The following is a 26,692-nucleotide window of genomic DNA, read 5'->3' as shown; positions in this document are numbered from 1 at the left end:
TTGGCGCGTATTATGACTGAACAACAAATTAGCCGAACTCAGGCGTGGCTGGAAAGTTTACGACCTAAAACCCTCCCCCTCGCCTTTGCTGCAATTATCGTCGGGACGGCGCTGGCATGGTGGCAAGGTCACTTCGATCCGCTGGTCGCCCTGCTGGCACTGATTACCGCCGGACTGCTTCAAATTCTCTCTAACCTCGCTAATGATTACGGCGATGCAGTAAAAGGCAGCGATAAACCTGACCGCATTGGCCCGCTACGTGGCATGCAAAAAGGGGTCATTACCCAGCAAGAGATGAAACGGGCGCTCATTATTACCGTCGTGCTCATCTGTCTCTCCGGGCTGGCACTGGTTGCAGTGGCGTGCCATACGCTGGCCGATTTTGTCGGTTTCCTGATTCTTGGCGGGTTGTCGATCATTGCCGCTATCACCTACACCGTGGGCAATCGTCCTTATGGTTATATCGGTTTGGGTGATATTTCCGTACTGGTTTTCTTTGGCTGGTTAAGCGTCATGGGCAGCTGGTATTTACAGGCTCATACGTTGATTCCGGCGTTGATCCTTCCGGCGACCGCATGCGGCCTGCTGGCAACGGCAGTACTGAACATTAATAACCTGCGTGATATCAATAGCGACCGCGAAAATGGCAAAAACACGCTGGTAGTGCGCTTAGGTGAAGTGAACGCGCGTCGTTATCATGCCTGCCTGCTGATGGGCTCTCTGGTGTGTCTGGCGCTGTTTAATCTCTTTTCACTGCATAGCCTGTGGGGCTGGCTGTTCCTGCTGGCGGCACCATTACTGGTGAAGCAAGCCCGTTATGTGATGCGGGAAATGGACCCGGTGGCGATGCGACCGATGCTGGAACGCACTGTCAAGGGAGCGTTACTGACTAACGTGCTGTTTGTTTTAGGGATATTCCTAAGCCAGTGGGCAGCATAACTGACAAATATCAATTAACAATTGATGATTTTGCCAACAGCCCACATAGCGCGATATACTGAAAATTCTCGCAGCAACTGAATGTTAAGCCTATGAAATACGATACTTCCGAGCTTTGTGACATCTATCAAGAAGATGTTAACGTCGTGGAACCGCTGTTCTCCAACTTTGGCGGACGGGCGTCGTTTGGCGGACAAATAATCACGGTAAAATGTTTCGAGGACAACGGGTTGCTGTACGATCTGCTCGAACAGAATGGCCGTGGTCGTGTTCTCGTCGTTGACGGCGGTGGTTCTGTTCGTCGCGCACTGGTCGATGCTGAGCTGGCGCGTCTGGCAGTACAAAATGAATGGGAAGGCCTGGTCATTTACGGCGCGGTGCGTCAGGTAGATGACCTGGAAGAGCTGGATATCGGCATCCAGGCGATGGCAGCAATTCCAGTCGGTGCCGCTGGCGAAGGCATTGGCGAAAGCGATGTCCGCGTTAATTTTGGCGGCGTCACCTTCTTCTCCGGTGACCATCTTTATGCCGACAATACCGGAATTATTCTTTCAGAAGATCCGCTGGATATTGAATAAGTACCTGCCATGCGTTAAAAGGGGAATTAAATTCCCCTTTTTTATATGCAAAATATTCATAAAGACTATCGTTTGTTTTTATTTAATTCATTTTAAATATCAATAGTTCACATCTGACAATATAAATTAATTATCGATAAATCATTTCATAAAAATATGCAGCATTAAAAATTAATGCTATATGGTAAATTAACTATTCTGGGAATAGGGATATGAATCATCGTTAGTAGCGAACGTATTAAATAATAATGGATTGATATGAAATACGTTATCTTATTAATACTATGGATAATAACTACTTTTCTTAGTCATCTTCAGCACAGCAACCTACTGTCTGGAGATCCTGGCATGGTTGGCGAGTATATCGGTTCAGTATTTCTGGGGCCGTTGTTACTTCCCGTGCTTGTGTCAGGTATTCTGTGCGTATTTATTAAAAAAAAACGTAACTTCGCCAGTTTTACTCGCGGGTGCTGTTGGGTATTGGGAATCCTGCTTTTATCCAAAGTCGGCAATACGTTTCGTATGTTTACCCCGTGACAATATACCTTTGAGAATGCTGCGATAACCGTGACTATCCCGAACCGACACTGGAATACGGTTTCCATTAGTACTAATAAAACCATTGATATAAGAAGTGAGGATAATAGCGTCTTCATTTCTGCTTTCCGCCTGCCCGCAGGACGTAGCGCCGATGACCCGCTGGAAGCGTTAAAGAAGAAGCAGCGAGACAATCTCAAGGATCAATACAATGAGGAAGCCTTCCAGTTTCATGATTGTAATGCCAAACATTTCACCTGTAAGTATCAGGATGTGTTGATAAATTTTGATGGTCAGCAGAAAAGAACCATCAGTGTTTATCTTGAAGACACCCCTAGGGCTGTGGGGATCATTGCATTAATGGCGCCAGATACGGCAGATAAATATCGCCAACAGGCGATGGAGATTATGCTTTCCGCTAAAAATGCAGTGAAGTAAAAAATAAGGCGCCTTGCGGCGCCTCTGCGTGGAAGAGATTAAACCTCTTCCATGCGACCCAGCAGGGCCTGCAGACGTTCCTGCCAGCCGTTCTGCTGTTCTTTCAGATGGTTGTTCTCACGCTCCAGCTCTTCGCGCTGATGCTGGGCATTTTGAACTTCCTGCGACAGTGAGTTGTTTTTTTCTTTCAGCTCTTCGATTTCCATCTGCAACAGAGTGATGGTATCAATCGCCTGCTGTACTTTTGCTTCCAGTTTCTCAAACACTTCTAATGACATTGTCATACCTCTCCTGAATTGCAAGGCGTTGATGGATAAAAATCCTCGTCCCGATTACCGGTGACGCCTTAATAAATACGAGCGCACTTTAGTTAGCTCCGATTGTATGAAGCCGCGCCATCGCTGTCCAGCGGCACGCCTTGCAGATTACGGTTTGCCACACTTTTCATCCTTCTCCTGGAGACATAATCCACGCAAATCGAAAATGTTAATAAATTTGTTGCACGAATGATCTAACAAACATGCATCATGTACAATCAGATGGAATAAATGGCGCGATAACGCTCATTTTATGACGAAGCACACACATTTTAAGTTCGATATTTCTCGTTTTTGCTCGTTAACGATAAGTTTACAGCATGCCTACAAGCATCGTGGAGGTCCGTGACTTTCACGCATACAACAAACATTAACTCTTCAGGATCCGATTATGAGTCAAACATCAACCTTGAAAGGCCAGTGCATTGCTGAATTCCTCGGTACCGGGTTGTTGATTTTTTTCGGTGTGGGTTGCGTTGCAGCACTAAAAGTCGCTGGTGCGTCTTTTGGTCAGTGGGAAATCAGTGTCATTTGGGGACTGGGGGTGGCAATGGCCATCTACCTGACCGCAGGGGTTTCCGGCGCGCATCTTAACCCCGCTGTTACCATTGCATTGTGGCTGTTTGCCTGTTTCGACAAGCGCAAAGTTATTCCTTTTATCGTTTCACAAGTTGCCGGCGCTTTCTGCGCTGCGGCTTTAGTTTACGGGCTTTACTACAATTTATTTTTCGACTTCGAACAGACTCATCACATTGTTCGCGGCAGCGTTGAAAGTGTTGATCTGGCTGGCACTTTCTCTACTTACCCTAATCCTCATATCAATTTTGTGCAGGCTTTCGCAGTTGAGATGGTGATTACCGCTATTCTGATGGGGCTGATCCTGGCGTTAACGGACGATGGCAACGGTGTACCACGCGGCCCTTTGGCTCCCTTGCTGATTGGTCTACTGATTGCGGTCATTGGCGCATCTATGGGCCCATTGACGGGCTTTGCCATGAACCCAGCGCGTGACTTCGGTCCGAAAGTCTTTGCCTGGCTGGCGGGCTGGGGCAATGTCGCCTTTACCGGCGGCAGAGACATTCCTTACTTCTTGGTGCCGCTTTTTGGCCCTATCGTTGGCGCGATTGTAGGTGCATTTGCCTATCGCAAACTGATTGGTCGCCATTTGCCTTGCGATATCTGTGTTGTGGAAGAAAAGGAGACCACAACTCCTTCAGAACAAAAAGCTTCGCTGTAATATGACTACGGGACAATTAAACATGACTGAAAAAAAATATATCGTTGCGCTCGACCAAGGCACCACCAGCTCCCGCGCGGTCGTAATGGATCACGATGCCAATATCATTAGCGTGTCACAGCGCGAATTTGAGCAAATCTACCCAAAACCAGGCTGGGTAGAACACGACCCAATGGAAATCTGGGCCACCCAAAGCTCCACGCTGGTAGAAGTGCTGGCGAAAGCCGATATCAGTTCCGATCAAATTGCAGCTATCGGTATTACGAATCAACGTGAAACCACTATTGTCTGGGAAAAAGAAACCGGCAAGCCTATCTATAACGCCATTGTCTGGCAGTGCCGTCGTACCGCAGAAATCTGCGAGCATTTAAAACGTGACGGTTTAGAAGATTATATCCGCAGCAATACCGGTCTGGTGATTGACCCGTACTTCTCTGGCACCAAAGTGAAGTGGATCCTCGACCATGTGGAAGGCTCTCGCGAGCGTGCACGTCGTGGTGAATTGCTGTTTGGTACGGTTGATACGTGGCTTATCTGGAAAATGACTCAGGGCCGTGTCCATGTGACCGATTACACCAACGCCTCTCGTACCATGTTGTTCAACATCCATACCCTGGACTGGGACGACAAAATGCTGGAAGTGCTGGATATTCCGCGCGAGATGCTGCCAGAAGTGCGTCGTTCTTCCGAAGTGTACGGTCAGACTAACATTGGCGGCAAAGGCGGCACGCGTATTCCAATCTCCGGGATCGCCGGTGACCAGCAGGCGGCGCTGTTTGGTCAGTTGTGCGTGAAAGAAGGGATGGCGAAGAATACCTATGGCACTGGCTGCTTTATGCTGATGAACACCGGCGAGAAAGCGGTGAAATCAGAAAACGGTCTGCTGACCACCATCGCCTGTGGCCCAACTGGCGAAGTAAACTATGCGCTGGAAGGTGCGGTGTTTATGGCAGGCGCATCCATTCAGTGGCTGCGCGATGAGATGAAGCTGATTAATGACGCCTACGATTCCGAATATTTCGCCACCAAAGTGCAAAACACCAACGGTGTGTATGTGGTTCCGGCCTTTACCGGGCTGGGTGCGCCATACTGGGATCCGTATGCGCGCGGGGCGATTTTCGGTCTGACCCGTGGAGTGAACGCTAACCACATTATACGCGCGACGCTGGAGTCTATTGCTTATCAGACGCGTGACGTGCTGGAAGCGATGCAGGCCGATTCTGGTATTCGTCTGCACGCCCTGCGCGTGGACGGCGGCGCGGTGGCGAACAATTTCCTGATGCAGTTCCAGTCCGATATTCTCGGCACGCGCGTTGAACGCCCGGAAGTACGCGAAGTCACCGCATTGGGTGCGGCCTATCTTGCCGGTCTGGCGGTAGGCTTCTGGCAGAATCTTGACGAGCTGCAAGAGAAAGCGGTGATTGAGCGCGAGTTCCGTCCTGGCATCGAAACCACCGAGCGTAATTACCGTTACGCTGGCTGGAAAAAAGCGGTCAAACGCGCGATGGCGTGGGAAGAACACGACGAGTAATATCAGGCATCTGAACCAATTGCCTGATACTGATCGCCTGATGCGACGCTTACGCGTCTTATCAGGCCTACGAGCCGATGCCATTTTGTGTAGGCCGGATAAGGCGTTCACGCCGCATCCGGCATGTCGTAGACTCTGAAATCGTGCGGGGGCAACCCCCGCACACATCAATAATCCCGCCCTTCCCCTGTGCTACACTTCGCGCCATTCCTTACTGCTTAGAGTTTGCTATGAGACGAGAACTTGCCATCGAATTTTCCCGCGTCACCGAATCTGCGGCGCTGGCTGGCTACAAATGGTTAGGACGCGGCGATAAAAACACCGCGGACGGCGCGGCGGTTAACGCCATGCGTATTATGCTCAACCAGGTCAACATTGACGGCACCATCGTCATTGGTGAAGGTGAAATCGACGAAGCACCGATGCTCTACATTGGTGAAAAAGTCGGTACCGGTCGCGGTGATGCGGTAGATATTGCTGTTGATCCGATTGAAGGCACGCGCATGACGGCGATGGGCCAGGCTAACGCGCTGGCGGTGCTGGCAGTAGGCGATAAAGGCTGCTTCCTCAACGCGCCAGATATGTATATGGAGAAGCTGATCGTCGGACCGGGAGCCAAAGGCACCATTGATCTGAACCTGCCGCTGGCGGATAACCTGCGCAATGTTGCGGCGGCGCTCGGCAAACCGTTGAGCGAACTGACGGTAACGATTCTGGCAAAACCGCGCCACGATGCCGTTATCGCAGAAATGCAGCAACTCGGCGTGCGCGTATTTGCTATTCCGGATGGCGATGTGGCAGCCTCAATTCTCACCTGTATGCCAGACAGCGAAGTTGACGTGCTGTACGGTATTGGTGGCGCGCCGGAAGGCGTGGTTTCTGCGGCGGTGATCCGCGCATTAGATGGCGACATGAATGGTCGTCTGCTGGCACGTCATGACGTCAAAGGCGACAACGAAGAAAATCGCCGCATTGGCGAGCAGGAGCTGGCGCGCTGCAAAGCGATGGGCATCGAAGCGGGTAAAGTGTTGCGTCTGGGCGATATGGCGCGCAGCGACAACGTCATCTTTTCTGCCACTGGCATCACCAAAGGTGATCTGCTGGAAGGTATTAGCCGCAAAGGCAATATCGCCACCACCGAAACACTGCTGATCCGCGGTAAATCACGCACCATTCGTCGCATTCAATCCATCCACTATCTGGATCGTAAAGACCCGGAAATGCAGGTGCACATTCTCTGAGTGATTTGATCGATTGAGCCTTCCAGTCCTTCGGGACTGGAATTTTTTTGTTCGGAGAACGAAGATAAGGCAAGTCAATCAAAACAGGAGAAAAACATGGCTGATTGGGTAACAGGCAAAGTCACTAAAGTGCAGAACTGGACCGACGCCCTGTTTAGTCTCACCGTTCACGCTCCCGTGCTTCCATTTACTGCCGGGCAATTCACCAAACTAGGCCTTGAAATTGACGGCGAACGCGTCCAGCGTGCCTATTCCTACGTTAACTCTCCTGATAATCCCGATCTGGAGTTTTACCTGGTGACCGTGCCCGATGGAAAATTAAGCCCACGATTAGCGGCACTGAAACCGGGCGATGAAGTACAGGTGGTTAGCGAAGCAGCTGGCTTCTTTGTGCTGGATGAGGTCCCTGACTGCGAAACACTGTGGATGCTGGCAACCGGTACAGCGATTGGCCCTTATTTATCAATTCTGCAACTGGGCAAAGATTTAGATCGCTTCAAAAATCTGGTTCTGGTTCACGCCGCACGTTATGCCGCCGACTTAAGTTATCTGCCACTGATGCAAGAACTGGAAAAACGCTACGAAGGGAAACTGCGCATTCAGACGGTGGTCAGTCGGGAAACGGCGGCGGGTTCGCTCACCGGGCGAATACCGGCGTTAATTGAAAGTGGTGAACTGGAAAGTGCGGTGGGCTTGCCGATGGATAAAGAAACCAGCCATGTGATGCTGTGCGGCAATCCACAGATGGTTCGCGATACGCAACAGTTGCTAAAAGAAACCCGGCAGATGACGAAACATTTACGTCGTCGACCGGGCCATATGACAGCGGAGCATTACTGGTAAGCGGTTACTTATCGATAAACGGCACGATGAGCAGATCCGCTTTCAACTTATTGATCATCCCGCGGTATGCCGGCATCAAACGGTTGATAAATGAGTGGTGATGACCACAGACAAGGAGGTCGCACTGCTCTTGTTGCATAATATCCAGCAGTGTTTCCGGCATTTCCCCACGTTCAATACGCAGTTTTGTCTTCGGCCATTGAATATTTTTCGTCAGTTTATACAGCTTGTTATCCGACTTATTCTTCAACAATTGAAGAATATCCTCTGTTGCAGGGAAGTAGATACCCGGATACAACTCGCTTAAGCCATCATCAATATGAATTAACGTCAGGTGAGCGTCATTATGTCTGGCGAGCTCCAGGGCTTTATTCACCAGTAAGGCATCTTCTTCATTCCCGGAAATTGCCACGCCAATGTGTTTATAAGCCATGTTTAACTCCTTCTAAAGCAACTCCATCAAGCTAACGAACGCAGTGATAACTCAAAAATAATCATCTCGGCCTGGCATGAGAAGGTGAAGGCCGCATCAAGTTCAACTTGCCCCTCCAGATCCTTAATCTTATAGGCCACGCTGGCCCCTTCATCCGCAGAGGATGCAGCGGTGGCAAGCTCTTTCAGTTTAGTCATAAAGGACTCTGCTTCTTCGCGGGTGGCAAAAAAGCGCGAAAACTTACTGGTACAGTTGTCGTTATCAATCACCGTACCGATATCAATCGCACATCCTTTAGTACTGCATTTATCTACGACATCTTTCATAGGGCACCTCTGTATATTCGCCTCTCTGTCGATTACGACTTAAGAATAATGCGCCGTTAAGGGAAGAACAAACAAGTAATGATCTTATGGATTACCATTTTTTTTGATATTGCTTAAGGTGAAGAGCTCAGAAGGATTTTCCGGGCATTGTCATTTGCATGGTGGAAATAACAATCCCGGAAAAAAATAGCAGTAAGAGATATATTAAAGGTTAATTACTTGATTTATTGTCGGCTTTATACTTCACATCCTGAGTGTCTTTACCATATTTATTTTCGCCTTGTGTGCCAACAAACGCACCAAGATCGATAAGCATCATCACCAGAATCAACGTCGGGACAAAACGCCCCACCGCCCATTGCCAGACACCAGGTAAAATCGCCCAGTTACCCGCCAGCAGCATCCACGCCACAATCATCAGAAATGACCAGGCGCCGGAACGCCCGCGATCATGCAAGCGCTTAACGGTTACTGCCGCTGTTGGCCAAAGCAAGCACACAAGGCAAAACGCCGCGGTCTGAATATCGAGTAAATTTTTACCCGCCAGTGAGAAAAGCACCAGCATGCCTGCGAACCACAGGCCTATCCAAATCCAGAAATCACGGCGTCCAATACGCCCTTTAAATGAAAATAACCATTGCTGTATGGTCATGTAAGTTCCTTGATGGTTGTCTTTTCCAGGATTCTACCCTTTTGACAAGGGCGACAGATATCGTTTTAATCGGAGCCAGTCATAACAAAAGGTACTGTCAATGAAGCCAGGGTGTACGCTGTTTTTTCTCTTATGTTCTGCATTAACCGTTACAACAGCGGCGCATGCACAAACACCAGATACGGCAACGACCGCGCCTTATCTGCTGGCTGGAGCCCCTACTTTCGATCTCTCCATCAGCCAGTTTCGAGAAGACTTTAACAGCCAGAACCCCAGCCTGCCACTGAACGAATTTCGTGCCATCGACAGCAGTCCCGACAAAGCCAATCTCACTCGTGCTGCAAGTAAAATTAATGAGAACTTGTATGCTTCTACAGCGCTGGAGCGCGGTACCTTAAAAATCAAAAGCATTCAAATGACCTGGCTACCCATCCAGGGGCCAGAGCAAAAAGCCGCGAAAACGAAAGCTCAGGAATACATGGCAGCGGTGATCCGCACACTCACCCCATTAATGACCAAAACACAAAGCCAGAAAAAACTGCAGTCGCTACTAACGGCGGGGAAAAACAAACGTTATTACACCGAGACTGAAGGTGCACTACGCTATGTTGTCGCGGACAACGGCGAAAAGGGGCTGACCTTCGCTGTTGAACCGATTAAGCTGGCGCTATCTGAATCGCTTGAAGGTTTGAATAAATGACAAAAAGCAAAGCCTTTGTGCCGATGAATCTCTATACTGTTTCACAGACCTGCTGCCCTGCGGGGCGGCCATCTTCCTTTATTCGCTTATAAGCGTGGAGAATTAAAATGCGACATCCTTTAGTGATGGGTAACTGGAAACTGAACGGCAGCCGCCACATGGTTCACGAGCTGGTTTCTAACCTGCGTAAAGAGCTGGCAGGTGTTGCTGGCTGTGCGGTTGCAATCGCACCACCGGAAATGTACATCGATATGGCGAAGCGCGAAGCTGAAGGCAGCCACATCATGCTGGGTGCGCAAAACGTGGACCTGAACCTGTCCGGCGCATTCACCGGTGAAACCTCTGCTGCTATGCTGAAAGACATCGGCGCACAGTACATCATCATCGGCCACTCTGAACGTCGTACTTACCACAAAGAGTCTGACGAACTGATCGCGAAAAAATTCGCGGTGCTGAAAGAGCAGGGTCTGACTCCGGTTCTGTGCATCGGTGAAACCGAAGCTGAAAACGAAGCGGGCAAAACTGAAGAAGTTTGTGCACGTCAGATCGACGCGGTACTGAAAACTCAGGGTGCTGCAGCATTCGAAGGTGCGGTAATCGCTTACGAACCAGTATGGGCAATCGGTACTGGCAAATCGGCAACTCCGGCGCAGGCACAGGCTGTTCACAAATTCATCCGTGACCACATCGCTAAAGTTGACGCTAACATCGCTGAACAAGTGATCATCCAGTACGGCGGCTCTGTAAACGCGTCTAACGCTGCAGAACTGTTTGCTCAGCCAGACATCGACGGCGCGCTGGTTGGCGGTGCTTCTCTGAAAGCTGACGCTTTCGCAGTGATCGTTAAAGCTGCAGAAGCGGCTAAACAGGCTTAAGTCTGACAGGTGCCGGATTTCATATCCGGCACTTACTTTCCTTAACTCCTCGCCTTAACGCAAAATCTCACACTGATGATCCTGGATTTCCTCGGCTGAAGCACGGTTCAGCGTCAGTAGATTTCGTTGTGTCGCCAGCAACACAAACGAATTATCACTCTGCCGCACCATCGCCAGCCCGTAGCTTCCCATATGTTCCCGCGCCTCAGGCACTTCTTCTGCAAGCATCATAAATGGGCTGCGTTGTACCAGTTCGCTTTCCGTTACCCGACGCGCCAGGTATTCATGCCCGTGCAAACCACCTGGCAGTGGCAACCAGCGGCTGCTGATGTTCGCCAGATTGTTATCCAGCTGTTCGCGCACATCAGGACGAATACAAGAGATATGAATATGAAAATGGTTTTGCGTACGCCCGGTGCGAGAGTTGATCGCCAAAGAAACCGCGCGATCGGGAACCGGCTGGCCGTATTTTTTGCTCATAAAATCACGCGCCTGCCAGGCCAACCAAAAGAAGTTCGGCGTTGAAGGATCGGTCAACAAAGGACTTTCAGTACCGTTAATACGATACGTTGGCATCAACAGATATTGCAGTGGGCCATTAAGATCTTTTAAAACCACGTATCCGGCATTGGGTTTGACTTCCGCACATGGCGAAGGATTTTGATTTTGCTGCTGATTGGGTAAACATTCCTCAAGGACAATCTTACGTAATGTATCCGACTCTTCGCCGGTTAATTTCCAGTAACCAATACCAGCAGCCACAACGGCGATAACTATCATCACCAAAAAAAGAAGACCCGCTTTTTTCATCTTTTTTTCCCTGTACCTCAAAGAGATGCAAGGGTAACGCAAAATCGTGACAAATAAAAAACCCGGTCGCGAGAAACCACCGGGTTTGATAATTATCCTGGAGAAACTAGCGTTTGCTGATCTGATCGAACGTACCACCGTTAGCAAAATGCTCTTTTTGTGCTTTCGTCCAGCCGCCAAACTCTTCATCAATGGTAAATAACTTCAGCTTTGGAAACGCATTTTCGTACTTTTTCGCCACCTCCGCATCGCGCGGACGGTAGTAGTTTTTCGCGGCAATTTCCTGGCCTTCTGGCGAGTAGAGATATTTCAGGTAGGCTTCCGCCACCTCTTTGGTATCTTTTTTCTCAACCACTTTATCGACCACCGACACGGTTGGCTCTGCGAGGATAGACTCACTCGGCGTGACGATTTCGAATTTATCTTTCCCCAGTTCATTCGCTGCCAGCAGAGCTTCGTTTTCCCAGGCAATCAGAACATCGCCAATTCCGCGCTCGACAAAAGTGTTAGTGGAGCCGCGCGCGCCAGAATCCAGAACTTCGACGTTTTTATACAGTGCCCGAACAAAATCCTGCGCTTTTGCCTGATCGTTGTTGTTGTGGTGCAGCGCGTAGCCCCAGGCTGCCAGGTAGTTCCAGCGCGCGCCACCGGAGCTTTTCGGATTAGGCGTGATCACCGAAACACCCGGTTTAATCAGATCATTCCAGTCATGGATCTGCTTCGGATTGCCCTTACGTACCAGGAAAACAATGGTGGAAGTGTACGGTGCGGAGTTATCCGGCAGACGTTTGATCCACTCTTTATCAATCCGCCCGCGTTCCGCAATTGCGTCCACGTCATAGGCCAGAGCCAGAGTGACAACATCAGCTTCAATACCATTGATTACCGACGTCGCTTGTTTGCCTGAACCACCGTGTGACTGACGAATCACCACGTTATCGCCAGTTTGCTGTTTCCAGTGGGCGCTGAATGCCTTGTTGTACTGTTCGTACAATTCGCGCGTTGGATCATATGAAACGTTAAGAAGCTGAATATCCTTTGCCATAACGCTGGTTGCCGCCAGCAAAAATGTTAACCCTACGCCCCACTTGTTCATCGCCCGACTCTCTTATGTTGTGTTGTGATGAGCAAAGCGTGCCAGAAGGTTAACCAAACATTAAAGAATAAAAAAAGATTGGCTATAACTTGTGGGTATATGTTGGGGGATTAAAAAGGCGGAAGAAATCCGCCTCATATTGCTGACAAAGTGCGCTTTGTCCATGCCATATGCGGCGCGAACGCCTTATACGGCCTACAAAAGTTTGCAAATTCAATAAATTGCAGAATTCATGTAGGCCTGATAAGCGAAGCGCATCAGGCATTTTTGCTTCTGTCATCGGTTTCAGGCTAAAGGAATCTGCCTTTTTCCGAAATCATTAATACAGTTTTTTCGCGCAGTCCAGCCAGTCGCCTTTGAACGGACGCTTCATGTTTTCGATAGCGTCGATGATGTCGTGGTGAACCAGCTGTTCGTTCTGGATACCTACACAACGACCGCCGTAACCTGCCAGCAGCAGTTCAATGGCGTAAGCACCCATACGGGAAGCCAGAATACGGTCGTAAGGCACCGGAGAACCACCGCGCTGAATGTGGCCCAACACAGTTGCACGGGTTTCACGACCAGTTTCTTTCTCGATGAAATGCGCCAGTTCGTCAACATCACACATGTGTTCGGTAATTGCCACAATGGCGTGTTTCTTACCTTTCGCGATACCCGCTTTGATTTCATTTACCAGGTCATCACGGCTGAATTCAACTTCCGGAACCACGACGAATTCACAACCACCGGCGATGGCCGCAGCCAGCGTCAGATCGCCACAGTAACGCCCCATCACTTCCACCACGGAAATACGCTGGTGAGAAGAAGAGGTGTCACGCAGGCGGTCGATCGCTTCTACAACGGTGCTCAGCGCAGTGAAGAAACCGATAGTGTAGTCAGTGCCTTTGATGTCGTTGTCGATAGTGCCCGGCAGGCCGATGCACGGGAAGCCCATTTCGGTCAGACGCATTGCACCCATGTAGGAACCGTCACCGCCGATAACCACCAGCGCGTCGATACCACGTTTTTTCAGGTTTTCGATAGCCACGGCGCGGATGTTCTCGTCGCGGAATTCCGGGAAACGCGCAGAACCGAGGAACGTACCGCCACGGTTGATCATGTCAGACACGCTGTAACGGTCTAGCTGTACCATACGGTCTTCATACAGACCCAGATAGCCGTCATAAATACCCATTACTTCCAGACCTTCTGTCAGCGCAGAACGAACAACCCCGCGAATTGCGGCGTTCATGCCTGGCGCATCACCGCCGCTTGTCAACACACCGATTTTCTTAATCATGACTACCTCTGAACTTTGGAATGCAAAATGAAATCTGTTGCCGGAAGTCTTCTTGCACATCGAAGTGATCCAACGAATGTGCAAATAGTATAACAATCACTTCCTGCTGAATTGATTCAGGTCAGGCCAAATGGCGGTATTTTATACACAAAATGCGGGTCTGGCTCTCTTTTATACTGATTATGAAAGCATAGACCGTTTACCCTCCCTGGGTACGACGGAACAAGGATCCTGATGGATAATCACATCCGATCCCGGAAAACGCCGTAAAATAGCCTGCTCTACCTGATCCGCCACCATATGTGCCTGAACCAAAGGCAGAGAGTCTTCCATTTCCAAATGAATCTGAATAAAGCGGGTCGGCCCTGACTGCCGCGTGCGAAGATCGTGAGCGCCGCTAACACCCGGCCAGGAAGTCACGATATCAATAATTTCTTGCCGTTCCTCATCAGGTAATGCGCGATCCAGTAATGACTGTACCGCCTCATATCCCATGCGTAACGCGCTATATAAAATATAGATGCCGATTCCCAATGCAAACAGAGCATCGGCGCGATGCCAGCCGTACCAGGACAACCCCAGCGCCAGCAGAATTGCGCCGTTCATCATAACATCAGACTGGTAATGTAGCATATCAGCCCGCACCGCCTGGCTTTGCGTCCGGCGCACCACCCACCGCTGAAACGAGACAAGGATAATCGTACAAATTAGCGCCACAATTGTCACGATAACCCCGACGCCTGGATCTGTCATCGGTGTTGGAGATACCAGATGTTGAATACCCATCAAAAACAGGAATAGTGCCGAACCGGAGATAAACATACTTTGCGCCAGCGCCGCGAGGGACTCAGCTTTACCGTGACCAAACGAGTGATTATCGTCGGCAGGTTGCAGGGAATATCGCACCACCAGTAAATTCGTCAACGACGCGCCGATATCCACCAGCGAATCCACCAGCGCGGCGAGAATACTCACCGACCCGGTATACCACCATGCAAAAATTTTAATCAGCAATAGCAGCGAAGCCATCGCCGTTGCAGCAATCGCCGCCCGACTGACCAGCCGTCCATAAGATTGATTCATAAATACTCCCGCTATCAACTGACGGTAGTATAACGGAAGCAAATCATCTGCAATGCATTAAGCAGTAGGCAAATTGAGGATAAAAAAAACCCCCACATCATGTGGGGGAAGACAGGGATGGTGTCTATGGCAAGGAAAACAGGGTTTACTACTGGGAACGTGAGTTGCTACTACTCAATAGCTTCAACGATGAACTTTTTTGCCATTGCGTCACGTCGCGCAACTGCTCCATTCGTTGTTGATGTTTCTCGTTTAAAACCGCTTGCTGCTCCGGCGTTAACAGGCGATACATTTGGTTGCGGACTTTTGCCATCTCAACCTGGCGAGCAATTTGCTCATTCGCCATTTTTTCTGCCTGTGCGCGCACAGCGTTTTCATCAAAATTTTCTGCGGTGACAAGGCGATGCATTGTCTCCAGTTCGCTAACATTAACAGGAGGCTGTTCGTGCCGGGCCTGTTGCATAAGATCTCGCATCTGCTGACGCTGATGTTCGGTTAAACTTATGCCGTCAAACATATGGCTCTGCGTACTGCGCTGCGTAAGTTCTTCACCCGGATGCCAGTTATCGCCTGAACCGACTTCAGCAGCGTGGCTTAATGAACTGACTGCCAGCGTTGAGGCCATGACGGCAGCGGTAACTATGCGCATCATTTGCTCCCAAAATCTTTCTGTCGCGATTCAACGATAGAGAGTTTACGATTCAGGCTGCAAACATGCGTCAGGGGGTGTAAAACAACGTAAAGTCATGGATTAGCGACGTCTGATGACGTAATTTCTGCCTCGGAGGTATTTAAACAATGAATAAAATCCTGTTAGTTGATGATGACCGAGAGCTGACTTCCCTGTTAAAGGAGCTGCTCGAGATGGAAGGCTTCAACGTGATTGTTGCCCACGATGGGGAGCAGGCGCTTGATCTTCTGGACGACAGCATTGATTTACTTTTGCTTGATGTCATGATGCCGAAGAAAAATGGTATCGACACATTAAAAGCACTTCGCCAGACACACCAGACGCCTGTCATTATGTTGACGGCGCGCGGCAGTGAACTTGATCGCGTTCTCGGCCTTGAGCTGGGCGCAGATGACTATCTCCCGAAACCGTTTAATGATCGTGAGCTGGTGGCACGTATTCGCGCGATCCTGCGCCGTTCGCACTGGAGCGAGCAACAGCAAAACAACGACAACGGTTCACCGACACTGGAAGTTGATGCCTTGGTGCTGAATCCAGGCCGTCAGGAAGCCAGCTTCGACGGGCAAACGCTGGAGTTAACCGGCACTGAGTTTACCCTGCTTTATTTGCTGGCACAGCATCTGGGTCAGGTGGTTTCCCGTGAGCATTTAAGCCAGGAAGTGCTGGGCAAACGCCTGACGCCTTTCGACCGCGCTATCGATATGCACATTTCCAACCTGCGTCGTAAACTGCCGGATCGTAAAGATGGTCACCCGTGGTTTAAAACCTTGCGTGGTCGCGGCTATCTGATGGTTTCTGCTTCATGATAGGCAGCTTAACCGCGCGCATCTTCGCCATCTTCTGGCTGACGCTGGCGCTGGTGTTGATGTTGGTTTTGATGTTACCCAAGCTCGATTCACGCCAGATGACCGAGCTTCTGGATAGCGAACAGCGTCAGGGGCTGATGATTGAGCAGCATGTCGAAGCGGAACTGGCGAACGATCCGCCCAACGATTTAATGTGGTGGCGGCGTCTGTTCCGGGCGATTGATAAGTGGGCACCGCCAGGACAGCGTTTGTTATTGGTGACCACCGAGGGCCGCGTGATCGGCGCTGAACGCAGCGAAATGCAGATCATTCGCAACTTTATTGGCCAGGCTGATAACGCCGATCACCCGCAAAAGAAAAAGTATGGCCGCGTGGAACTGGTCGGTCCGTTCTCCGTGCGTGATGGCGAAGATAATTACCAACTGTATCTGATTCGTCCGGCCAGCAGTTCTCAATCCGATTTCATTAACTTACTGTTTGACCGCCCGCTATTACTGCTGATTGTGACTATGTTGGTCAGTACACCGTTGCTGTTGTGGTTGGCCTGGAGTCTGGCAAAACCGGCGCGTAAGCTGAAAAACGCGGCCGATGAAGTTGCCCAGGGGAACTTACGCCAGCATCCGGAACTGGAAGCGGGGCCACAGGAATTTCTTGCCGCTGGTGCCAGTTTTAACCAGATGGTGACCGCGCTGGAGCGCATGATGACCTCCCAGCAGCGCCTCCTTTCTGATATCTCTCACGAACTGCGCACGCCACTGACGCGCCTGCAACTGGGTACGGCGTTATTGCGCCGTCGTAGTGGTGAAAGCAAGGAACTGGAGCGTATTGAAACCGAAGCCCAGCGTCTGGACAGCATGATCAACGACCTGTTGGTGATGTCACGTAATCAGCAGAAAAACGCGCTGGTGAGCGAGACATTGAAAGCTAACCAGTTGTGGGGTGAAGTGCTGGATAACGCGGCGTTCGAAGCGGAACAAATGGGCAAGTCGTTTACGGTTAACTTCCCGCCTGGGCCGTGGCCGCTGTATGGCAACCCGAACGCTCTGGAAAGTGCGCTGGAAAACATTGTTCGTAATGCTCTGCGTTATTCCCATACGAAGATTGAGGTGGGCTTTGCGGTAGATAAAGATGGTATCACCATTACGGTGGACGACGATGGTCCTGGCGTTAGCCCGGAAGATCGCGAGCAGATTTTCCGTCCGTTCTATCGCACCGATGAAGCGCGCGATCGTGAATCTGGCGGTACGGGCTTAGGGCTGGCGATTGTCGAAACAGCTATCCAGCAGCACCGTGGTTGGGTGAAGGCAGAAGACAGCCCGCTGGGCGGTTTGCGGCTGGTGATTTGGCTGCCGCTGTATAAGCGGAGTTAAACTCCGCATTTGTAGGCCAGATAAGGCGTTACGCCGCATCCGGCGTTTGAGCAGAATGCCTGATGCGACGCTGATAGCGTCTTATCAGGCCTACTCTCCGGGGGTTATTTTCCCCACAACCGCCGTGAAAAATCTTCAATCTTGCCGCTAAGTCGGCGCTTCTGCATCGTTCGCGTCCAGCTTTTCGATAGTCCGGCTGCGGAAAGCAAACGGTGATACTGATCGTCATCAAACGGCATATGCCATGCGATGGCGGCAGCCTCCTGCACGGTCACATCACTGACACGGGAAACCAACTCCAGCGGCGCATCAGCAGATACCAACCCTGGCGCAATCACGCTATACAACCACCCCACTTTACCCGTGTTTTGCATCAACTGCGCTATATCGCTGATATCAAAATGGTAATTGAGTTTATAGCAAGGGGAGCGTGGCTGGCTGACCTGAATTAATGCCTCTCCCCAGCGGAAAATATCGCCAATATAAACATTACTTTCCGTCAGACCGTCGGTTGAGAGATTTTCGCCAAACGCAGGCGCAACAAACAACTCCGCCTGTTCCGGAAATTCCCGCGCCCAGTAGAGATAGTGCTCACGAGGATAATGACACAGCGCCCTGTCTGGCCCACCGTGAACGACTTTCTCTGCCTGCTCGTCACCTTCCAGCCCCAGCTCTGTAAGCATCAATTCGCCATCAACCTGGATTTTGGCAATTGCGCTGGGTTTGCCTTCGGGATAAGCCTGAATCTTGCCCGTGTATACATCAACCGGATATCGCATCTGTTCCCTCTCCACGAGAAATTTCCCCATTAGACCATATTTATTTTATGTCAGGCGTGCTGTTTTCGCGGTATGTATCCAGGCAGGAGCTCAATCGCAAACCGGACGAACGTTAGTTCATCCGGCTGTGGGGATTAAGGAAGCAGGTTTATTTTACCGTGCCTAAAATTTCGATTTTCGCCACTCTGGCTTTGACTTTACGTGACCAGATAGAGGTAAGAATTGGCACCAGAATCGAAGTCACAATGACCGCCGTCGCGACCAGCGAAGTTGCTGCCGGAGCCATCGGTTTAAACGCAGGCACCATTTCTGCAATCAGCACAGGTGTCGCTACCGCGGCCCCTGCGGAACTGGAAGCGGCAATTCCGGCAGTGCCATCGCCACCGCCAATCAATTTATCGGCGATAATCAACGGAATACCGGTCACGATAATTACTGCCACACCCAACAGGATCCCCAGCAAACCTGTCTGGGCAATTACAGTCAAATCAATGGTATTGCCCAGCGCGAAGGCAAAGAATGGAATCAGCGTCTGCACCGCTTTGCTGAAAAATTCTCGTAATTCAGGGTCAAGGTTCCCAAGGGCAAAGCCCACCAGGAACGGTAATACTGCGCCGACGAAAACATGCGGTTCAAACGAGGCAATCCCGGCAGTGCCCAGAATAATCATCGTCATGAGCGGCCCGGACTCCAATGACATCAACACAAATGCCCCAGCTTCTTCTTTCGTACCGTACTGCTGCATGATGGAAGCGTAAAGTCCACCGTTGGTCATATCCATCGCCGCCACCAGCGCCAGCGTTGAAAGTCCGGCAAAGAATCCAACTTCAACACCATGTTCCGGAATAATGCGCGAGGCAATTGCCGCAACCACCCACGCGACGGCAATTTTTGTTACCACCAGCGTACCGGATTTACGCAATACCGTTCCCGTCGCGCTTAATTTTATTGACGCCCCCATGCAAAAAAACCACACCGCCAGAATGGGCACCGTACCGGTAATCATCCCGTTGGTGAATGATCCAAAATATTTCCCCGCCCCCGGCGAGAAGGTGTGGCACAGTGCGCCAAGGAATAGCGGGACGAGCATCATCCCCCCCGGGATTTTTTCAATCGAGCGTTTTATCTGCATTTCCATCACCTGTCGGCATATTTTTAAGGGCTGATGCGTAATTCCTCAACGGAGCATCAGTGTTGATGAAAACGAAGATAGACATTCATTTAATCAATAAAAGTGATCAAAACCACATCAATTGAAACACTGTTTTATTTTTATCGGATAATTGTTTTTATTTTGAAATTGATCACAAAAAAACCACCGCCGTTGGCGATGGTTCATTTTTTAAGCTGATATGCGGCGTAAACGCCTCATTGCAGCAGGCGGCAAATGATTATTTTTTCGCCGCGAAACGTGCCGCTGCTTCGTCCCAGTTCACCACATTCCAGAACTCTTTGATGTAGTCCGGGCGGCGGTTCTGGAATTTCAGGTAGTAAGCGTGTTCCCACACATCCAGGCCCAGGATCGGGAAGCCGGAAGCGCCAGAAATAGTTTCGCCCATCAGCGGGGAGTCCTGGTTAGCAGTAGAAACCACCGCCAGTTTATCGCCTTTCAGCACCAGCCATGCCCAGCCGGAACCAAAGCGGGAAGCTGCCGCTTTCTCAAATTCTGCTTTGAAGTTATCAACGGAGCCGAAGTCACGTTCGATAGCCGCTTTCAGGTCACCCTGTAAGGTGGTGCCTTTTTTCAGACCTTTCCAGAACAGGCTGTGGTTAGCGTGACCGCCAGCGTTGTTGCGCAGTACGGTTTTCTTGTCTGCTGGCAGCTGGTCCAGTTTGGTGATCAGCTCTTCAACCGGCAGGTTGGCAAATTCTGGCAGGCTTTCCAGCGCCGCGTTGGCGTTGTTGACGTAGGTCTGATGGTGTTTGGTGTGGTGGATTTCCATGGTCTGCTTATCGAAGTGCGGTTCCAGGGCATCGTAAGCATACGGCAGGGATGGCAGGGTATAGCTCATATTCATCTCCAGTATTGTCGGGCGGCCGATTGTTAATGCCGCGTAAGCAGTTGGTTCATTATAGTTAATTAAATGATATTGAAAATGATTATCAATGCCGTACTTTTCGTAAGGGTATGGTTTTGCAGGAAAATGCCCGAGATGTGAAGCAAATCACCCACTTAATGCCGTGATTGCCAGTAAATCGACAACGGCGGCAACAGGCGAAAGGTTAATCGACAGCACGATTTTTACACTCATCTCGTCGGAGATGTGACGCGACGAAAAATGATGAGGATAAGAAGATGAGTAACGCGATTACGATGGGGATATTTTGGCATTTGATCGGCGCGGCCAGTGCAGCCTGTTTTTACGCGCCGTTCAAAAAAGTAAAAAAATGGTCATGGGAAACCATGTGGTCAGTCGGTGGGATTGTTTCGTGGATTATTCTGCCGTGGGCCATCAGCGCCCTGTTACTACCGAATTTCTGGGCGTATTACAGCTCGTTTAGTCTCTCTACACTGCTGCCTGTTTTTCTGTTCGGTGCTATGTGGGGGATCGGTAATATCAACTACGGCCTGACCATGCGTTATCTCGGCATGTCGATGGGAATTGGCATCGCCATTGGCATTACGTTGATTGTCGGTACGCTGATGACGCCAATTATCAACGGCAATTTCGATGTTCTGATTAATACCGAAGGCGGACGCATGACGTTGCTCGGCGTTCTGGTGGCGCTGATTGGCGTAGGGATTGTAACTCGCGCCGGGCAGTTGAAAGAGCGCAAGATGGGCATAAAAGCCGAAGAGTTCAACCTGAAAAAAGGGCTGGTGCTGGCGGTGATGTGCGGCATTTTCTCTGCCGGGATGTCCTTTGCGATGAACGCCGCAAAACCGATGCATGAAGCCGCTGCCGCACTAGGCGTCGATCCACTGTATGTCGCTCTGCCAAGCTATGTTGTCATCATGGGCGGTGGCGCAATTATCAACCTCGGTTTCTGTTTTATTCGTCTGGCAAAAGTGAAAGATTTGTCGCTAAAAGCCGACTTTTCACTGGCAAAACCGCTGATCATTCACAACGTGTTACTCTCGGCACTGGGCGGTTTGATGTGGTATCTGCAATTCTTTTTCTATGCCTGGGGCCACGCCCGCATTCCGGCGCAGTATGACTACATCAGCTGGATGCTGCATATGAGCTTCTATGTATTGTGCGGCGGTATAGTTGGGCTGGTGCTGAAAGAGTGGAACAATGCAGGTCGCCGTCCGGTAACGGTGTTGAGCCTCGGTTGTGTGGTGATTATTGTCGCCGCCAACATCGTCGGCATGGGCATGGCGAATTAATCTTTCTGCGAATTGAGATGACGCCACTGGCTGGGCGTCATCCCGGTTTCCCGGGTAAACACCACCGAAAAATAGTTACTATCTTCAAAGCCACATTCGGTTGAAATATCACTGATTAACAGGCGGCTATGCTGGAGAAGATATTGCGCATGACACACTCTGACCTGCCGCAGATATTGATTGATGGTCATTCCAGTCTGCTGGCGAAATTGCTGACGCAAAACGCGCTCACTGCACGATGCCTCATCACAAAATTCATCCAGCGCAAAGGGACTTTTCAGGCTGGCCGCCAGCCGGGTAATCAGCTTATCCAGCAACGTTTCGCTGGATGTTGGCGGCAACGAATCACTGGTGTAACGATGGCGATTCAGCAACATCACCAACTGCCCGAACAGCAACTCTGCCATTTCGTTAGCAAACGGCACATGCTGACTACTTTCATGCTCAAGCTGACCGATAACCTGCCGCGCCTGTGCCATCCCCATGCTACCTAAGCGCCAGTGTGGTTGCCCTGCGCTGGCGCTAAATCCCGGAATCGCCCCCTGCCAGTCAAGATTCAGCTTCAGCCGCTCCGGGCAATAAATAATATTCTGCAAAACCAGATCGTTAACGGAAGCGTAGGAGTGTTTATCGTCAGCATGAATGTAAAAGAGATCGCCACGGGTAATGCGATAAGGGCGATCGTTGAGTACATGCAGACCATTACCGCGCCAGACAATTACCAGCTCACAAAAATCATGTGTATGTTCAGCAAAGACATCTTGCGGATAACGGTCAGCCACAGCGACTGCCTGCTGGTCGCTGGCAAAAAAATCATCTTTGAGAAGTTTTAACTGATGCGCCACCGTGGCTACCTCGGCCAGAGAACGAAGTTGATTATTCGCAATATGGCGAACAAATACGTTGAGAAGATTCGCGTTATTGCAGAAAGCCATCCCGTCCCTGGCGAATATCACGCGGTGACCAGTTAAACTCTCGGCGAAAAAGCGTCGAAAAGTGGTTACTGTCACTAAATCCGCAGCGATAGGCGATGTCTGTAACGCTGGCCTCGCTGTGGCGTAGCAGATGTCGGGCTTTCATCAGTCGCAGGCGGTTCAGGTAACGCTGAGGCGTCAGTCCCGTTTTCTGCTTAAGCTGCCGATGTAGCGTACGCAGCGAAAGAGAAAATTGATCCGCCACGGCATCCCAATTTACCTCATCGGCAAAATGGTCCTCCAGCCAGGCCAGAAGCAAGTTGAGACGTGATGCGCTGTTTTCCAGGTTCTCCTGCAAACTGCTTTTACGCAGCAAGAGCAGTAATTGCATAAACAAGATCTCGCGACTGGCGGTCGAGGGTAAATCATTTTCCCCTTCCTGCTGTTCCATCTGTGCAACCAGCTGTCGCACCTGCTGCAACACGCTGTGGTTAACGCGCCAGTGAGACGGATACTGCCCATCCTGCTCTTGTGGCAGCAACTGATTCAGCCCGGCGAGAAACTGAAATCGATCCGGCGAGCGATACAGTACATTGGTCAGACACAGATTATCGGTATGTTCATACAGATGCCGATCATGATCGCGTACGAAACAGACAGTCCCACCGGTGATGGTATAGGGCTGCCCATTAAACACATGAATACCCGTGCCATGTTCGACAATCACAATTTCATGAAAATCATGATGATGTTCAGGAAAATCCGCCTGCGGGAGCCGGGGTTCTATCGCCACGGACGCGTTACCAGACGGAAAAAAATCCACACTATGTAATACGGTCATACTGGCCTCCTGATGTCGTCAACACGGCGAAATAGTAATCACGAGGTCAGGTTCTTACCTTAAATTTTCGACGGAAAACCACGTAAAAAACGTCGATTTTTCAAGATACAGCGTGAATTTTCAGGAAATGCGGTAAGCATCACATCACCACAATTCAGCAAATTGTGAACATCATCACGTTCATCTTTCCCTGGTTGCCAATGGCCCATTTTCCTGTCAGTAACGAGAAGGTCGCGAATTCAGGCGCTTTTTAGACTGGTCGTAATGAAATTCAGCAGGATCACATTATGACCTTTCGCAATTGTGTCGCCGTCGATCTCGGCGCATCCAGTGGGCGCGTGATGCTGGCGCGTTACGAGTGTGAATGCCGCAGCCTGACGCTGCGCGAAATCCATCGTTTTAACAATGGCCTGCATAGCCAGAACGGTTATGTCACCTGGGATGTGGATAGCCTGGAAAGTGCCATTCGCCTTGGATTAAACAAGGTGTGCGAGCAAGGGATTCGTATCGATAGCATTGGGATTGATACCTGGGGCGTGGACTTTGTGCTGCTCGACCTACAGGGTAAGCGTGTGGGTCTGCCCGTTGCTTATCGCGATAGCCGCACCCATGGTCTGATGACGCAGGCACAACAGCAACTCGGCAAACGCGATATTTATCAGCGTAGCGGCATACAATTTCTACCCTTCAATACGCTTTATCAGTTGCGTGCGCTGACGGAGCAACAACCTGAGCTTATTCCACACATTGCTCACGCTCTGCTGATGCCGGATTACTTCAGTTATCGCCTGACCGGCAAGATGAACTGGGAATATACCAACGCCACCACCACGCAACTGGTCAATATCAATAGCGACGACTGGGACGAAACGCTACTGGCGTGGAGCGGGGCCAACAAAGCCTGGTTTGGTCGCCCGACACATCCGGGTAATGTCATTGGTCACTGGATTTGCCCGCAAGGTAATGCAATTCCTGTCGTCGCCGTTGCCAGCCATGATACCGCCAGCGCGGTTATCGCCTCGCCGTTAAACGGTTCCCGCGCTGCGTATCTCTCTTCTGGCACCTGGTCATTGATGGGCTTCGAAAGCCAGACACCATTCACCAATGACACAGCGCTGGCAGCCAACATCACCAATGAAGGCGGGGCGGAAGGTCGCTATCGGGTGCTGAAAAATATTATGGGCTTATGGCTGCTTCAGCGGGTGCTTCAGGAGCGGAAAATCAACGATCTTCCGGCGCTTATCGCCGCGACACAGGCACTGCCGGCTTGCCGCTTCACCATCAATCCCAATGACGATCGCTTTATTAATCCTGACGAGATGTGCAGCGAAATTCAGGCTGCGTGTCGGGAAACGGCGCAACCAATCCCGGAAAGTGATGCTGAACTGGCGCGCTGTATTTTCGACAGTCTGGCGCTGCTGTATGCCGATGTGTTGCATGAGCTGGCGCAACTGCGCGGTGAAGATTTCTCACAACTGCATATTGTCGGCGGTGGCTGCCAGAACGCGCTGCTCAACCAGTTATGTGCTGATGCCTGCGGTATTCGGGTGATCGCCGGGCCTGTTGAAGCCTCGACGCTCGGCAATATCGGCATCCAGTTAATGACGTTGGATGAACTCAACAATGTGGATGATTTCCGTCAGGTCGTCAGCACCACCGCGAATCTGACCACCTTTACCCCTAATCCTGACAGTGAAATTGCCCACTATGTGGCGCAGATTCACTCTACACGACAGACAAAGGAGCTTTGCGCATGACCACTCAACTGGAACAGGCCTGGGAGCTGGCGAAACAGCGTTTCGCGGCGGTGGGGATTGATGTCGAGGAGGCGCTGCGCCAACTTGATCGTTTACCCGTTTCAATGCACTGCTGGCAGGGCGATGATGTTTCCGGTTTTGAAAACCCGGAAGGTTCGCTGACCGGTGGGATTCAGGCTACTGGCAATTATCCGGGCAAAGCGCGTAATGCCAGCGAGCTACGTGCCGATCTGGAACAAGCTATGCGGCTGATTCCGGGGCCGAAACGGCTTAATTTACATGCCATCTATCTGGAATCAGACACGCCAGTCGCGCGCGACCAAATTAAACCAGAGCACTTCAAAAACTGGGTTGTATGGGCGAAAGCCAATCAGCTCGGTCTGGATTTTAACCCCTCCTGTTTTTCGCATCCGCTAAGCGCCGATGGCTTTACGCTTTCCCATGCCGACGACAGCATTCGCCAGTTCTGGATTGATCACTGCAAAGCCAGCCGCCGTGTTTCAGCCTATTTTGGCGAGCAACTCGGCACACCGTCGGTGATGAACATCTGGATCCCGGATGGCATGAAAGATATCACCGTTGACCGTCTCGCCCCGCGCCAGCGTTTACTGGCAGCACTGGATGAGGTGATCAGCGAGAAGCTGGATCCGGCGCACCATATCGACGCCGTTGAGAGCAAATTGTTTGGTATTGGCGCGGAGAGCTACACGGTTGGCTCCAATGAGTTTTACATGGGGTATGCCACCAGCCGCCAGACGGCGCTGTGCCTGGATGCCGGACATTTCCACCCAACTGAAGTGATTTCCGACAAGATTTCCGCCGCCATGCTGTATGTGCCGCAGTTGCTGCTGCACGTCAGCCGTCCGGTTCGCTGGGACAGCGATCACGTAGTGCTACTGGATGATGAAACTCAGGCGATTGCCAGTGAGATTGTTCGTCACGATCTGTTCGACCGGGTACATATCGGTCTCGATTTCTTTGATGCCTCTATCAACCGCATTGCCGCGTGGGTCATTGGTACACGCAATATGAAAAAAGCCCTGCTGCGTGCGTTGCTGGAACCTACCGCTGAGCTGCGCAAGCTGGAAGCAGCTGGCGATTACACTGCGCGTCTGGCGCTACTGGAAGAGCAGAAATCGTTGCCGTGGCAGGCGGTGTGGGAAATGTATTGTCAGCGTCACGATACCCCAGCAGGTAGAGAATGGCTGGAGAGCGTGCGGGCTTATGAAAAAGAAATTTTGAGCCAGCGTGGGTAAACACTGCCGGATGCGGCGCGAGCGCCTTA

Annotated in this window: 27 protein-coding genes and 1 pseudogene; 14 read left to right on the top strand and 14 right to left on the bottom strand. The window is 50.8% G+C overall.

Annotation, left to right across the window (positions count from 1 at the left end; genetic code table 11):
• Positions 1-12: 12 nt before the first annotated feature.
• The 3 genes and pseudogenes from menA (at position 13) to QUE74_RS24460 (ending at position 2,492) form a co-directional block, all read left to right on the top strand.
• Positions 13-939: a 1,4-dihydroxy-2-naphthoate polyprenyltransferase gene (gene menA / locus QUE74_RS24470; RefSeq protein ID WP_001353716.1), complete on the top strand. Its 927-nt coding sequence runs from the start codon at positions 13-15 to the stop codon at positions 937-939.
• 92 nt (positions 940-1,031) lie between these two features.
• Positions 1,032-1,517, top strand: coding sequence for a ribonuclease E activity regulator RraA (gene rraA / locus QUE74_RS24465; RefSeq protein WP_000872908.1), 486 nt, complete (start codon positions 1,032-1,034; stop codon positions 1,515-1,517).
• Between the two features lie 348 nt (positions 1,518-1,865).
• A pseudogene (locus tag QUE74_RS24460) lies at positions 1,866-2,492 on the top strand (hypothetical protein).
• A 38-nt stretch (positions 2,493-2,530) separates the two neighbouring features.
• On the opposite strand, the gene zapB reads toward QUE74_RS24460, so the two are convergent.
• Positions 2,531-2,776 (bottom strand): septal ring assembly protein ZapB, encoded by a 246-nt coding sequence (gene zapB / locus QUE74_RS24455; protein ID WP_001296623.1) that lies wholly within the window; start codon positions 2,774-2,776, stop codon positions 2,531-2,533.
• A gap of 424 nt (positions 2,777-3,200) precedes the next feature.
• Between zapB and glpF the strand changes: the two genes are divergently transcribed.
• The 4 genes from glpF (at position 3,201) to fpr (ending at position 7,661) form a co-directional block, all read left to right on the top strand.
• Positions 3,201-4,046, top strand: a complete 846-nt coding sequence (gene glpF / locus QUE74_RS24450) for a glycerol uptake facilitator protein GlpF (protein ID WP_000084268.1) — start codon at positions 3,201-3,203, stop codon at positions 4,044-4,046.
• 22 nt (positions 4,047-4,068) lie between these two features.
• The gene (glpK, locus tag QUE74_RS24445) at positions 4,069-5,577 is read left to right on the top strand and encodes a glycerol kinase GlpK (protein ID WP_000136788.1); all 1,509 of its coding nucleotides are present in this window, start codon (positions 4,069-4,071) and stop codon (positions 5,575-5,577) included.
• 230 nt (positions 5,578-5,807) lie between these two features.
• Positions 5,808-6,818, top strand: a complete 1,011-nt coding sequence (gene glpX, locus QUE74_RS24440) for a class II fructose-bisphosphatase (protein WP_001250644.1) — start codon at positions 5,808-5,810, stop codon at positions 6,816-6,818.
• Positions 6,819-6,914: 96 nt separating this feature from the next.
• A complete protein-coding gene (gene fpr, locus QUE74_RS24435; RefSeq protein ID WP_000796321.1) occupies positions 6,915-7,661 on the top strand; it encodes a ferredoxin--NADP(+) reductase in 747 nt (248 codons plus the stop codon).
• Positions 7,662-7,665: 4 nt separating this feature from the next.
• Here fpr and uspD read toward each other — a convergent pair whose 3' ends face one another.
• The 3 genes from uspD to QUE74_RS24420 form a co-directional block, all read right to left on the bottom strand.
• Positions 7,666-8,094, bottom strand: a complete 429-nt coding sequence (gene uspD / locus QUE74_RS24430) for a universal stress protein UspD (protein WP_000323553.1) — start codon at positions 8,092-8,094, stop codon at positions 7,666-7,668.
• Between the two features lie 26 nt (positions 8,095-8,120).
• Positions 8,121-8,420: a DUF406 domain-containing protein gene (locus tag QUE74_RS24425; RefSeq protein WP_000655991.1), complete on the bottom strand. Its 300-nt coding sequence runs from the start codon at positions 8,418-8,420 to the stop codon at positions 8,121-8,123.
• A gap of 211 nt (positions 8,421-8,631) precedes the next feature.
• Positions 8,632-9,072 (bottom strand): DUF805 domain-containing protein, encoded by a 441-nt coding sequence (locus tag QUE74_RS24420; RefSeq protein ID WP_000155263.1) that lies wholly within the window; start codon positions 9,070-9,072, stop codon positions 8,632-8,634.
• A 100-nt stretch (positions 9,073-9,172) separates the two neighbouring features.
• Between QUE74_RS24420 and QUE74_RS24415 the strand changes: the two genes are divergently transcribed.
• Both QUE74_RS24415 and tpiA read left to right on the top strand, forming a co-directional pair.
• Positions 9,173-9,772, top strand: a complete 600-nt coding sequence (locus QUE74_RS24415) for a YiiQ family protein (RefSeq protein WP_000802215.1) — start codon at positions 9,173-9,175, stop codon at positions 9,770-9,772.
• A gap of 107 nt (positions 9,773-9,879) precedes the next feature.
• The gene (gene tpiA, locus QUE74_RS24410; RefSeq protein WP_001216325.1) at positions 9,880-10,647 is read left to right on the top strand and encodes a triose-phosphate isomerase; all 768 of its coding nucleotides are present in this window, start codon (positions 9,880-9,882) and stop codon (positions 10,645-10,647) included.
• A gap of 54 nt (positions 10,648-10,701) precedes the next feature.
• Here tpiA and cdh read toward each other — a convergent pair whose 3' ends face one another.
• The 5 genes from cdh to cpxP all read right to left on the bottom strand — a co-directional run bounded on the left by cdh (position 10,702) and on the right by cpxP (position 15,567).
• A complete protein-coding gene (cdh, locus tag QUE74_RS24405) occupies positions 10,702-11,457 on the bottom strand; it encodes a CDP-diacylglycerol diphosphatase (RefSeq protein WP_001355351.1) in 756 nt (251 codons plus the stop codon).
• Positions 11,458-11,563: 106 nt separating this feature from the next.
• The gene (gene sbp / locus QUE74_RS24400) at positions 11,564-12,553 is read right to left on the bottom strand and encodes a sulfate/thiosulfate ABC transporter substrate-binding protein Sbp (RefSeq protein ID WP_001045686.1); all 990 of its coding nucleotides are present in this window, start codon (positions 12,551-12,553) and stop codon (positions 11,564-11,566) included.
• A gap of 319 nt (positions 12,554-12,872) precedes the next feature.
• Positions 12,873-13,835: a 6-phosphofructokinase gene (gene pfkA / locus QUE74_RS24395; RefSeq protein WP_001355350.1), complete on the bottom strand. Its 963-nt coding sequence runs from the start codon at positions 13,833-13,835 to the stop codon at positions 12,873-12,875.
• Between the two features lie 180 nt (positions 13,836-14,015).
• A complete protein-coding gene (gene fieF, locus QUE74_RS24390; RefSeq protein ID WP_001076733.1) occupies positions 14,016-14,918 on the bottom strand; it encodes a CDF family cation-efflux transporter FieF in 903 nt (300 codons plus the stop codon).
• 148 nt (positions 14,919-15,066) lie between these two features.
• On the bottom strand, positions 15,067-15,567 hold the full coding sequence (cpxP, locus tag QUE74_RS24385) for a cell-envelope stress modulator CpxP (RefSeq protein WP_001223800.1): 501 nt from the start codon (positions 15,565-15,567) through the stop codon (positions 15,067-15,069).
• Positions 15,568-15,716: 149 nt separating this feature from the next.
• Here cpxP and cpxR point away from each other — a divergent pair, with 149 nt between their 5' ends.
• Together cpxR and cpxA are read left to right on the top strand one after the other, a co-directional pair.
• Positions 15,717-16,415 carry an envelope stress response regulator transcription factor CpxR gene (gene cpxR, locus QUE74_RS24380; protein ID WP_001033722.1) on the top strand — a complete coding sequence of 233 codons (699 nt, stop codon included), beginning with the start codon at positions 15,717-15,719 and terminating at the stop codon, positions 16,413-16,415.
• A complete protein-coding gene (cpxA, locus tag QUE74_RS24375; RefSeq protein WP_000580426.1) occupies positions 16,412-17,785 on the top strand; it encodes an envelope stress sensor histidine kinase CpxA in 1,374 nt (457 codons plus the stop codon). The genes cpxR and cpxA overlap by 4 nt, the downstream gene beginning before the upstream one ends.
• Before the next feature lie 104 nt (positions 17,786-17,889).
• Here the strand turns inward: cpxA and yiiM are convergent, their stop codons facing one another.
• The 3 genes from yiiM to sodA all read right to left on the bottom strand — a co-directional run bounded on the left by yiiM (position 17,890) and on the right by sodA (position 20,576).
• A complete protein-coding gene (yiiM, locus tag QUE74_RS24370) occupies positions 17,890-18,564 on the bottom strand; it encodes a 6-hydroxyaminopurine reductase (RefSeq protein WP_001270280.1) in 675 nt (224 codons plus the stop codon).
• Between the two features lie 148 nt (positions 18,565-18,712).
• On the bottom strand, positions 18,713-19,696 hold the full coding sequence (gene kdgT / locus QUE74_RS24365) for a 2-keto-3-deoxygluconate transporter (RefSeq protein ID WP_001166064.1): 984 nt from the start codon (positions 19,694-19,696) through the stop codon (positions 18,713-18,715).
• A gap of 259 nt (positions 19,697-19,955) precedes the next feature.
• Positions 19,956-20,576 (bottom strand): superoxide dismutase [Mn], encoded by a 621-nt coding sequence (sodA, locus tag QUE74_RS24360; RefSeq protein ID WP_001355349.1) that lies wholly within the window; start codon positions 20,574-20,576, stop codon positions 19,956-19,958.
• Between the two features lie 284 nt (positions 20,577-20,860).
• On the opposite strand from sodA, the gene rhaT reads away from it, so the two are divergent.
• Positions 20,861-21,895 (top strand): L-rhamnose/proton symporter RhaT, encoded by a 1,035-nt coding sequence (rhaT, locus tag QUE74_RS24355; protein WP_000063508.1) that lies wholly within the window; start codon positions 20,861-20,863, stop codon positions 21,893-21,895.
• Here the strand turns inward: rhaT and rhaR are convergent.
• Together rhaR and rhaS are read right to left on the bottom strand one after the other, a co-directional pair.
• The gene (gene rhaR / locus QUE74_RS24350) at positions 21,892-22,740 is read right to left on the bottom strand and encodes an HTH-type transcriptional activator RhaR (RefSeq protein WP_001361122.1); all 849 of its coding nucleotides are present in this window, start codon (positions 22,738-22,740) and stop codon (positions 21,892-21,894) included. The genes rhaT and rhaR overlap by 4 nt on opposite strands.
• Before the next feature lie 73 nt (positions 22,741-22,813).
• A complete protein-coding gene (rhaS, locus tag QUE74_RS24345; RefSeq protein ID WP_000217153.1) occupies positions 22,814-23,650 on the bottom strand; it encodes an HTH-type transcriptional activator RhaS in 837 nt (278 codons plus the stop codon).
• A gap of 287 nt (positions 23,651-23,937) precedes the next feature.
• Between rhaS and rhaB the strand changes: the two genes are divergently transcribed.
• A complete protein-coding gene (rhaB, locus tag QUE74_RS24340) occupies positions 23,938-25,407 on the top strand; it encodes a rhamnulokinase (RefSeq protein ID WP_000144034.1) in 1,470 nt (489 codons plus the stop codon).
• Positions 25,404-26,663, top strand: coding sequence for an L-rhamnose isomerase (rhaA, locus tag QUE74_RS24335; RefSeq protein WP_286331875.1), 1,260 nt, complete (start codon positions 25,404-25,406; stop codon positions 26,661-26,663). Before rhaB ends, rhaA begins: the two co-directional genes overlap by 4 nt.
• Positions 26,664-26,692: the final 29 nt, after the last annotated feature.

It is taken from the genome of Escherichia sp. 10290 (assembly GCF_030295155.1).
Classification (GTDB): Bacteria; Pseudomonadota; Gammaproteobacteria; order Enterobacterales; family Enterobacteriaceae; genus Escherichia; species Escherichia coli_F.
This window is presented reverse-complemented; position numbering and strand designations above follow the sequence as displayed.